Source organism: Pedobacter sp. 01T416_2 (genome assembly GCF_056398925.1).
In genome coordinates this window covers 1-9,981 of sequence record NZ_JBFTQI010000127.1, presented here as the reverse complement: position 1 = coordinate 9,981, position 9,981 = coordinate 1, and the positions used below count along the sequence as shown (strand labels likewise).

11 protein-coding genes are annotated in these 9,981 nt (G+C 39.8%); 8 read left to right on the top strand and 3 right to left on the bottom strand.

What is annotated here, in order from left to right:
* The 6 genes from AC1DPQ_RS07750 to AC1DPQ_RS07725 all read left to right on the top strand — a co-directional run.
* On the top strand, positions 1-686 hold a 686-nt coding region (locus AC1DPQ_RS07750; RefSeq protein ID WP_477608674.1), incomplete at its 5' end, for a hypothetical protein.
* A 36-nt stretch (positions 687-722) separates the two neighbouring features.
* Positions 723-1,166, top strand: coding sequence for a tetratricopeptide repeat protein (locus AC1DPQ_RS07745; RefSeq protein WP_477581898.1), 444 nt, complete (start codon positions 723-725; stop codon positions 1,164-1,166).
* 2 nt (positions 1,167-1,168) lie between these two features.
* A complete protein-coding gene (locus AC1DPQ_RS07740; RefSeq protein WP_477608672.1) occupies positions 1,169-1,378 on the top strand; it encodes a hypothetical protein in 210 nt (69 codons plus the stop codon).
* 280 nt (positions 1,379-1,658) lie between these two features.
* The gene (locus AC1DPQ_RS07735; protein WP_477608670.1) at positions 1,659-2,069 is read left to right on the top strand and encodes a hypothetical protein; all 411 of its coding nucleotides are present in this window, start codon (positions 1,659-1,661) and stop codon (positions 2,067-2,069) included.
* The gene (locus AC1DPQ_RS07730; protein WP_477608668.1) at positions 2,044-2,484 is read left to right on the top strand and encodes a helix-turn-helix domain-containing protein; all 441 of its coding nucleotides are present in this window, start codon (positions 2,044-2,046) and stop codon (positions 2,482-2,484) included. The genes AC1DPQ_RS07735 and AC1DPQ_RS07730 overlap by 26 nt, the downstream gene beginning before the upstream one ends.
* Positions 2,484-2,948, top strand: a complete 465-nt coding sequence (locus tag AC1DPQ_RS07725) for a protein-export chaperone SecB (RefSeq protein WP_477608666.1) — start codon at positions 2,484-2,486, stop codon at positions 2,946-2,948. Before AC1DPQ_RS07730 ends, AC1DPQ_RS07725 begins: the two co-directional genes overlap by 1 nt.
* A gap of 282 nt (positions 2,949-3,230) precedes the next feature.
* Here the strand turns inward: AC1DPQ_RS07725 and AC1DPQ_RS07720 are convergent, their stop codons facing one another.
* Positions 3,231-3,512 carry a helix-turn-helix domain-containing protein gene (locus AC1DPQ_RS07720; RefSeq protein WP_090987004.1) on the bottom strand — a complete coding sequence of 94 codons (282 nt, stop codon included), beginning with the start codon at positions 3,510-3,512 and terminating at the stop codon, positions 3,231-3,233.
* 348 nt (positions 3,513-3,860) lie between these two features.
* Here AC1DPQ_RS07720 and AC1DPQ_RS07715 point away from each other — a divergent pair, with 348 nt between their 5' ends.
* The gene (locus tag AC1DPQ_RS07715; protein ID WP_477608664.1) at positions 3,861-5,150 is read left to right on the top strand and encodes a hypothetical protein; all 1,290 of its coding nucleotides are present in this window, start codon (positions 3,861-3,863) and stop codon (positions 5,148-5,150) included.
* A gap of 529 nt (positions 5,151-5,679) precedes the next feature.
* Here the strand turns inward: AC1DPQ_RS07715 and AC1DPQ_RS07710 are convergent.
* Positions 5,680-6,210 (bottom strand): NAD(P)H-dependent oxidoreductase, encoded by a 531-nt coding sequence (locus AC1DPQ_RS07710; protein WP_477583511.1) that lies wholly within the window; start codon positions 6,208-6,210, stop codon positions 5,680-5,682.
* A 99-nt stretch (positions 6,211-6,309) separates the two neighbouring features.
* Between AC1DPQ_RS07710 and AC1DPQ_RS07705 the strand changes: the two genes are divergently transcribed.
* Positions 6,310-6,675 (top strand): winged helix-turn-helix transcriptional regulator, encoded by a 366-nt coding sequence (locus AC1DPQ_RS07705; protein WP_477583513.1) that lies wholly within the window; start codon positions 6,310-6,312, stop codon positions 6,673-6,675.
* Between the two features lie 1,235 nt (positions 6,676-7,910).
* Here the strand turns inward: AC1DPQ_RS07705 and nhaA are convergent.
* Entirely contained in the window at positions 7,911-9,107 is a 1,197-nt protein-coding gene (gene nhaA, locus AC1DPQ_RS07700) for a Na+/H+ antiporter NhaA (RefSeq protein WP_477581908.1), read from the bottom strand.
* Between the last annotated feature and the right edge of the window lie 874 nt (positions 9,108-9,981).

The window sequence follows — 9,981 nt, the reverse complement described above, 5'->3', positions numbered from 1 at the left end:
GAGCTATACTAACAGGCAATAATATTGGCAGGCTTCCTAGAAATAAAACAGGAGACATTATTTGTGAAATAGATGGTAATTCCAGCTTGAAAATAGCTATTGAATGCAAATTCGATAAAAGTATTCGATTAGGAGATATTGAAACGAAAGATTTGTTTACACGCAAAACTGATACGGCTTGGAGCCAATTGCTCGAAGCACAGGCTAATAGAGATTCAAAAACCAGTTTAATTGTATTCGACATTTCTTTAGTCGACCATTCTATTCTTAAGGAGTTTGAAAATGTAGGTTATATTCCAGGTGTTGGCCTAGTAGCAATAATTAATTCTCAAAAAGGAGATTATTCTAATCTTGCTATTGCCTATATGCTAGCAAGAGATATTGCAGTGAATTCAAGAAATATTGATTTGGATAAAGACTTACTTTTCATGATTGTAAATAGGATTATAAAAGATATTAGAGAAATTACAACAATAAAGACTCTGGTTTACAACAATATCGAAAACAATAAGTCTATCCTTAAGCAGTTAGAGAAAAGTATGTTATTAATGGAATTTAATCAACAATATCTGAGAAAATTTCTAATTGAAGGTACCTTAACAAAAGATGATCTACTCTCATTTTATCAAGGTGAAGAAATAAAAGATAAGTATAAATTGATAGAGAACGAGTTAGATAATATATAACCGAAGACTGAAAGGTTTTTTTAATTATATTCATCAATGAAGAAAAAATTAATTGCTGTTGTATTTTTTGTTGTGGCTTTTTTTATTGGCAAGAAACTTTTTAAGGGGCCAGAAAATACAGCCATTGCAAAGGTAAATGAGTTTTACTATGCAGGTGAATATGAAAAAGCAAAAGGTGTGTTGAAGCGTTATTTGAAGGATCATCCCGATTCACCTAAATGTTGGTCTTATTTAGGAATGGTCAACGTTGAACTCAATGATACTCTGGGTGCTGAACAAGCTTATAAAAAAGCGCTTGCGCTGGATGATCAAAGCGGTCGTTCAATTGTAGGTTTGGGCGTTGTTGAAAGAATGAAAGGGAATTATGTAAAGGCCAGAACGTATTATGAAAGGGCACTACAGCTAAACCCAGATGATCCAAGTGTATATACCAGCTTATCCGTTGTAGAAATCAAAAGCCGAAATTTACAAAGGCGATAGAATTGGGAGAGATCGCAAAAGAAAAAGACGATTTAGGTAAAAACCCTGTAATTCTGGCAAATTTAGTAATCGCTTACCATTTGAATCATCAAAAAAAAGAGCGTGATYAAACACTGGCAGCACTTGAAAAAACAAATTATCAAAATATGGAAGAGGTAAAGATGCTGATTAGTGGGAAGATTAATGACGAGGATGTATTAAACTTTCTGTAATCTAACGCGTTATTCTGGTCAACTTAATCTTTAAATTCTTATGTTGTTAATAATTACCGCATAATGAATTTTGAAAAGAAATACTATTTGCTATCATTAGTTAACTCTATGAGTTAATTGGTAATATTTTTTCTGTTGTACATGTTAAAAAGTTTCTGTGTTTAGTTGAAAAATAAATCTATTTTTAGATTTCAGTAATGTTATCAGTAAAATTGAAGTATTTATTGTGTAAGTATTTACATAAAAATTTGAATTTAATTAAGCAATAGCTTAAGTTTGTATGCAGAGAGAAGCAATTTTATTACAGAAATCTAAAGATGGAAGAAAGGCATTCTTTGTTGACAAAAGAAACGCTGAAGAAATTTTGGCAATCCTTAACAAGGATGATGCATATAAAAAGAAATTCAAATTTGCATTAAACCTGCTATTAAATGATAAAATTACAAGGGATTTATATGATAAGGAAGACTTTGAAAAAGGTTGCGAGCATATAAGGGCTTTAAAATTATTTAAAGGGAAAAATAATCCACGAATATATTGTCAAGAACAAACATTAGGAGAGCAAAAAGTGTTTGTTATAATAGCTTGTAGTGTTGTTGCTAAGAAAACAACAAGTTCTGGTCTCTCAAAAAAAGATAAACAAAATATTAGAAGCATATCTAAATATGAATATGACATCAAAGACATCTGAAGAAATAAAAAATAGCTTTAATGAAATTTTATCAATTGATTCAGAACAAGAAGGACTAGAGTTAGAAGCTCAATCATTAGCATTTTCTTTTCTGGCTGAAATTGATAAAGCCATGTGTGAACAGAAGATTACCAAAAAAGCTTTGGCATCATCCATTGGTACATCTGCTAGTTATATTACTCAATTATTTAGAGGAGATAGATTACCAAATTTTACTAACTTGGCTAAAATGAAGGCTGCATTGTGTTTGGAATTTGATATTGAAGTAAGAGATAAAAATTTTATTGAAGATAAATCTTTTGATTTCCCTGAAATTAAACCAAAGGGCTGGTGGTTTTATAAATTTGAGACTGATTATAAAAAGCCACAAAATGATTATGGGGATGTTCAATATGAAGAAACTCAAGCAGCCTAATGAAAGCAAAGCTATCTCCTTTAATATGGTTGAACTTTGCTTTGTTAAAAAGTGAGTTCGATTTTATTCAACCTGCAACAGCCTCAAAGAAGAAACTGGATCCCTCAACTATATTTGAAAAGTATTCTATAGACGTTGATTTTTCAAATAATATCGGTAATGATGGGACTTTTCAAACTTTTACAAAAATAGAAATTAACAGAGAGGCTGATCCTGAAGCTGGCTATAAGATTTTAGTGGAAGGAACAGGGATTTTTCAGATTAAAAGTGATATAGAATTACCAGAAAGTCATATTAAGAATCTTCAAAATTATTCTGCTGTAAACTTACTAATTAATAGACTAAGAACACATATCCTACAAATGACCAGTCTTTCTGTGTTCGGTGCTTACGATTTACCACCAATAGACATAACAGATTTATTCAAGCAGAAAGATGAACAAAATAAAACTCTTAAGGATTAGTTTAATTTTTCTTTAGCTCAATTAGATTAAATATTAAAAGCCCAATCACTGCTGATTGGGCTTTTACTTTTATAGTTATTTCTTCTATTTATTCTTCAATATCTCCACTTTCTCTCTTTCGCTTGCTAATAATCTTTCGTACAAGTCTACAATTTTTTCAATCGTATTAAAGGTGGGCTGATAGTTTAATGAGCTGGCAATTAATGTTGAATGTCGCTATTGGTAATAGTGGCACTTTTTGCTTATTTATCCAAAGCCGGGATCGTTCTTCTTTGGAAAGAACTATCTTTTTTGTTTCCTACTTTTAGCTGCTAATGCTTCTTGCTCTGCAATAGTGTTTAGCTTAACTCCTTTATAAATCGTCTTGGCCATATCGCCAGGCTCAACATCTAGTGCAAGAGCTATCAAGTATAGTTCTTCTCCAGAAAGTTTAGTGCTCGCGTCATTACTTAGTAGGCTTAAGCGAGACTCAGTAATACCCGTCTTTCTGTAAATTTCTGCTTTGTTAGCCGATTTCAAAATTAAGTATTTTCCAAGTTCTGTAAGCTCCGACTTCTTTTTCACGCTGATCGTTTTTTGATAAACATACCATGTGAAAGTTGTACTTAATAATTTTTGTATTTTTCATTTGATTATTTAAAGAATACTTTAGAATATCTAAACTTTTATTGTTATATTCGTGTATAAATTAGGTGTTAATAAAGAGTCTCGGCTACCAAATTCTCACAGTAAACAGCCAACGAGACAATAGATTAATGCCTATGGTGATATTTTGCGTACTTTTAGTGCGCACTATAGCATCATGGGCTCTATTGTAATTCCGTTGGCAAGGCCGTGAGAAGCCCGGTAGATGGTATTTAGAGCCCGCTATAGTGTCTCTTTATACCACAAGACTCGTAAACCCATACGAGTATGATGACTAAACCAATTACAATTGCAGGGAAACCACTTTCGCAGTTTTACAAACTGCCTTTTGAAAAGGGGAGCAGGATATTAAAGTTAGCGGTACTTGAATTGCATAGCACATTTAAGGTGATTAAAAACCCTAACCTGGTAGAAAAGAAATTGCTTTCTTTTAAGCAGGGTTTGTTAATCGTTAATGTTAAGTTGAAAAATGAGGCGCCAGAAAGGGTTTACATTAAGGTAGCATACGATCATCTGTTGGTGAGCTGTAGTGTAGATACTGACGAAACGTACCTGGGGCGTTATGCTTACCATACCTTGCGGGCCATGCTGTGGACGGGGTGCCTCGATTTTAACGCATATTACTGGCCCGAATGTTTCGGGGTGAATACCGAGCGATCTAAATATGTAGATATTATTAAAAAACCTAACGGACCGGAGATTAGATTAAAGAAAAAGTTTATCGGTTTATTTAGGCCTGGTGATTATTTTCCGGAGGTTAAGGAGCGGGTGCTTGTACCGCGGGCAACAGGGGCTAAACACGCCGTTGCTGATTTGGCACCGATGGGTGTTGGCTACTGCTTTGCCAATACAGATCTGCTGAATTTCCACAGCAACCATTATCCTTTTCTTATTCCTTATGTTTATGCTGCCACTGCTTACCTGAAAACGGTAAAATCGTACAAAAGGTTTGTGTTTAATGCGGAAGATGTGGAGGAGATAAGTGTATCGCCACAACAGCAGGAGCTGAACAGCATCTGCTTTGCCATGAAAAAGATTGCTTCAATACGTTTCAGTGCATACGCTGCGCAACCAGAAACCGTGGCTGAAATTAGAAGGATTAATGAGGCTAATCACCTCGAAATTTTTAAGCTATGGAACAAGGCCTTACCGTTATTGGTACAGCAACCTTTTACACACTACTTATATACGTATGGCCTTCGAAATGTCGCGGGCAAGYCAGTAAGGAGGGATATGAAACTGGCTTTTTTCTCGATAGATATTCCTGTTTTAAGCTTTGTGTTAAGGGATAAGGGTGATTATTTTGAATTGCAGCTTAGGCTTAAAGTGAAAGGGAAGCTGTTGAAATTGGGTAGCGATAGCGTTGCGCTGTTTTTGGTTTGCGATCGGGTTAAAACGTATTTGTGGTATTTGCTTGGAGCGGAAATGGATTATAAGTTGGTATGGTTTTTTAGTAAGGTAAATTTTAGGGTACAGGTACCGAAAGGGTATTATAAGGCGCATTTTGAAAGGTATGTTGAGGGGATTGAGCGGTGTTATGTGGTTAAGAGGGGGTAAAGGGGGGATGTTTGGTTATAGTATTACTAATATGATCGTCATTGCGAGGCACGAAGCAATCTTAATGCGTTAGTAATGCATTGCTTTTGCAGGTTTTGCCCTTCGCACAGTCTTGCCTCGGTTAGCCACCGAAGGGCTTTTACTTTTTCCTTGATGAAAAAGTAACAAAAAATCAAGGCTTGGAACTGATGTCGGATAAGCTAGTCGAAACTTTATTTGCAACAGCGGCTAGGAACGAAGAAAAATCGTTCTTGCCTCTGTTTTGGTTCTTTGGGTTAGGGAAAGATTGTGCACAAGTTTCAACTGCTTCTCCTTCCATCATTTCCTAGGCCGGATAGCGAGGTGCAGATTGCAAGGAGCGTATTGCAGGGTGCGGTAATTTGTTTTTTAGTCCTTTCCCTTTCAGGGGAAAGGTGCCGATAGGCGGATAGGGGGTTAAGGCGCTAAAAAGTAACGCTTGTAATCGCGTTCTTTGCGATTCCCCTTTGTGCCCTTTGCGGTTAAGTCACGAACCTCAATATATTTAACTTTACAACGAATCTAAAAAGTCTAAATACAAAGGAATGCTTTCTTCTATCCATTTTTTCGACGTGTTATGCTCCATTCCATAATAAGCAAATGGGGGTTGGTAATCGGCTTTTACATATTGAAAGGAAAGTTCGAACGGACGGGTTAATTCTGCTAATGGGTATTTATATTTTTCTGATGGACGCAGTTCGTGTTCTTCAACGCCCAATGAAATGGCCAGGGCAATTTTCTTGTCAGCCAATTTGAAACCACTTTTGCTCCCATAGGCCCATCCATGAGTGAGTACTTCATCCATCCATTTTTTTAAAAGAGAGGGACAATTGAACCAATAATAAGGGAATTGGAATACAATTTTATCATGTTGTTCAATCAGCTTTTGTTCTGCCAATACATCAATCTTTTCATCAGGATAGGCCTCATACAGTTGATGGACTAGATATTTATCGGGGTATTTAGTTAATTCTTCAATCCACCGCTTGTTGATTAGGGAACTTTTAATATTGGGATGTGTTACGACGATCAATGTTTTCATTTTTACAGATTTTGATGATTATAAAGCGCAAAAATAGATGCATAACCGCTTATTTTGTAAATTAGCCACCAATTGTAAGGTACTATAAAAAATGTAAGCATGTCTAAAATCAAGGAAACCTCAACCAACTATGCTAACAAACAAGCTTTAGCTGATGAGTGTTTAGAAGTTTATGCGGCCAACATTATTGGCGGGCAATGGGCTTTAGTGATCTGTTCGTGGTTAATGAATGGTAAACTCAGATTTGGAGAGTTAAAAAACCGTTTGCCAAATATTACCGAGCGAATGTTAACCTTACAGCTACGTAAATTAGAGGCAGATAAAATTGTTAAGCGAACCATCTACGCTGAAGTTCCGCTACGGGTTGAATACGAACTAACCGCAATTGGCCTCGAATTGAGGCCAATCATTAATGCACTCGAAAGGTGGGGCGTAAAGCATAAAAGTCTGTTAGAGGAGTTTTGACCTGGTTTATTTAAGCGCAGCATCCAAAACGCAATGCGTATCTATTTTATTCGAAGCGCATACCTCGAGGGGTAAAGCGGAAGGTTTGAAAATGATAGGCAGATAGGGGGGTAAGGCGCTCGCTATAACACGGTCGTCATAAGATAGCTATCGGATCCTGCGCAGACGGAACCACGAAGTGCTCAGCGAAGCTAATCTTAAAGCGTTCATAATGCATTGTCTTGGCAGGTTTTGCCCTTTGCGCAGTCTTGCCTCGGCTACCGATGAAAAATCGGTACAGGTCCACCGCCGCCGAGGGGCTCTTACCTTTTTCTTGATAAAAAGGTAACCAAAAATCAAGGCTTGCATCTTTTCTTGTAAAAACCTACGGAAATCTTAATTGCGGCAGTATCGAGGCTCTTACCCTGTCTTATCCGAGCGCACCCGCTTGATCCTGCCTTGGGTTGTGGGGTAACGAGGGGAAGTGCACAGATTTCCGTGCTTTTTCCTGCGAAAATCTGCTAGGCCGGATAGCAAGGTGCAGATAGTATGGAGCATATTGCAGGGTGCGTTAATTTGTTTTTTAGTCCTTTCCCTTTCAGGGGAAAGGTGCCGATAGGCGGATAGGGGTTTAAGGCGCTCGCTATAATACAGTCGTCATTACGGGGTACGACGCAATCTTAATGCGTTCGTAATGCATTGCCTTTGCAGGTTTTGCCCTTCGCACAGTCTTGCCTCGGCTCACCGCCGCCGAGGGGCTCTTACCTTTTTCTTGATAAAAAGGTAACCAAAAATCAAGGCTTGGATCTGATGTCGGATAAATTCGTTAAAGCTTTTTTAGTCGTCAGCACAAGCCCCCGATGAAGGATCGGGGAGGGCGTGCTGCCTCGGGGTAGTGGTAGGTTGAAAGGAAGTGCTAAAGCTTTAACGTTTTCTCCTTCCATCATATCCTATACCGGATAGCGAGGTGCAGATTGCAAGGAGCGTATTGCATGGGGCATATTACAGGGTGCGGTAATTTGTTTTTTAGTCCTTTCCCTTTCAGGGGAAAGGTGCCGATAGGCGGATAGGGGTTTAAGGCGTTCGCTATAATACGGTCGTCATTCTCGCGCAGGCGGGAATCTTAAAGTCCCGTATAGCAGGGGAGCAGATAGCATGGGGCATATTACAGGGTGCGGTAATTTGTCTTTTAGCTCTTTCCCTTTCAGGGGAAAGGTGCCGATAGGCGGATAGGGGCTCTGTGGCCCCTCTGTGTTTTACTTTGTGTCCTCTGTGGTTAAATTGCCTTCTGTGGTTAACCCTTGAGCTTTAACCGATTTCAAAAACACAAAACCCACCACACCCGATAGGATCGAAGCGGTTAAAATCGCAAACTTCGCTTCGGAAACATGCAGCACCTCACTAAAAGAGAGTAGCGCAATAAAGATCGACATGGTAAAACCGATTCCGGCGAGCATGCCCAAACCTAAGATGTGTTTCCAGCCTGCTCCGGTGGGTAAATCGGCCCATTTTAATTTCACGGCGAGCCAGCTGAAAAAGGTTACGCCAATGGTTTTACCCACGAATAAGCCTACGATAATGCCGAGGCCTAGAGGAGAAACCAGTCCGGCCAGCATTTCTTTTTGGAAAGTGATATTGGTATTGGCCAGTGCAAAAATGGGCATAATGATGTAGTTTACCGGCGTGGTTAAAAAATGCTCCAGTTTTTCCAATGGCGATTCTTCATCTGTTTCGTTGGTAGGGATGGTGAAAGCCAGTAATACGCCTGCAATGGTGGCATGGATGCCCGAGTGGTGAATGAAATACCAAAGGAATATGCCCGGGATGAGGTAAAACACGAGTTTCTTTACGCCGAAATAATTCATCAGTCCTAAAAGAATGAGGATGCCCCCAGCCATGGCCAGGTATTCGAAATGAATCTGGTGGGTATAAAAAATCGCGATGACGAGAATGGCGCCGAGATCGTCGACAATGGCTAAAGCCGCCAGGAATATTTTTAAACTGGTGGGTACGCTTTTACCCAACATGGCGATAATGGCGAGGGCAAAGGCAATGTCGGTTGCCATTGGGATGCCCCAGCCTGATGCCGAAGTTTCGCCTTTGTTGAATAAGAAATAAATCAAGGCAGGAACCAGCATGCCACCTAAGGCAGCGATTACGGGTAAAGCCGCACTCTTAACAGAAGATAATTCGCCTTCTACGAGTTCGCGTTTGATTTCGAGTCCTACGAGCAGGAAAAATATGGCCATTAAGGCGTCGTTTATCCACGCCAAAATGCTATAGTTTACCGGACCGAAGCCCAGTTTAATTTCGAGGAAATTGATGAAAGCATCTTTAGCAGATGAATTGGCAATAATTAGGGAAATGGCAACGCAGATTAATAATATAAATCCACCGATCTGTTCTGAGCGGAAAAATCTTTTAAAAACGTCCAGGTTGATGAGTTTGGCCATGAAGGTAAAAGTAATGAAATAAGGGGGAAAGGGGGATGTTTTTGTAAAGAAATGTAGGGTAATAATACGGTCGTCATTCCCGCGCAGGCGGGAATCTTAAAGCACTGGCTGTTCTTTGTCCTTTGCTCGGGCTTGCCTCGGCTCGCCGCCGCCGAAGGGGCTCTTTCTTTATCCTTGATGATAAAGAAACAAACAATCAAGGCTCGCATCCTTTCTTGTAAAAACCTACGGAAATCTTGATCGCGGCAGTATCGAGGCTCTTACCCTGGCTTATCCCCGCGCACCCGCTTGATCCTGCCTTGAGCTGTGGGGTAACGAGGGGATTGCACAGATTTCCGTGCTTTTTCCTGCGAAAATCTGCCAGGCCGATAGCATGATGCAGATAGCATGGAGCATATTGCAGGACGCGGTAATTTGTCTTTTAGTCCTTTCCCTTTCAGGGGAAAGGTGCCGATAGGCGGATAGGGGTTTAAGGCGCTCGCTATAATACGGTCGTCATTCCCGCGCAGGCGGGAACCTTAAAGCAGTCGCTTTTCTTTGCCCTTCGCACAGTCTTGCCTCGGCTCGCCGCCGCCGAAGGGGCTCTTACTTTTGGCTTGGCCCAAAAGTAACAAAAACCCAAGGCTTGCATCTTTTCTAGTAAAAACCTACGGAAATCTTAATCGCGACAGTATCGAGGCTCTTACCCCGGCTTATCCCAGCGCACCCGCTTGATCCTGCCTTGGGTTGTGGGGTAATGATGGGGAGTGCACAGATTTCCGTGCTTTTTCCTGCGAAAATCTGCCAGGCCGATAGCATGATGCAGATAGCATGGAGCATATTGCAGGACGCGGTAATTTGTCTTTTAGTCCTTTCCCTTTCAGGGGAAAGGTGC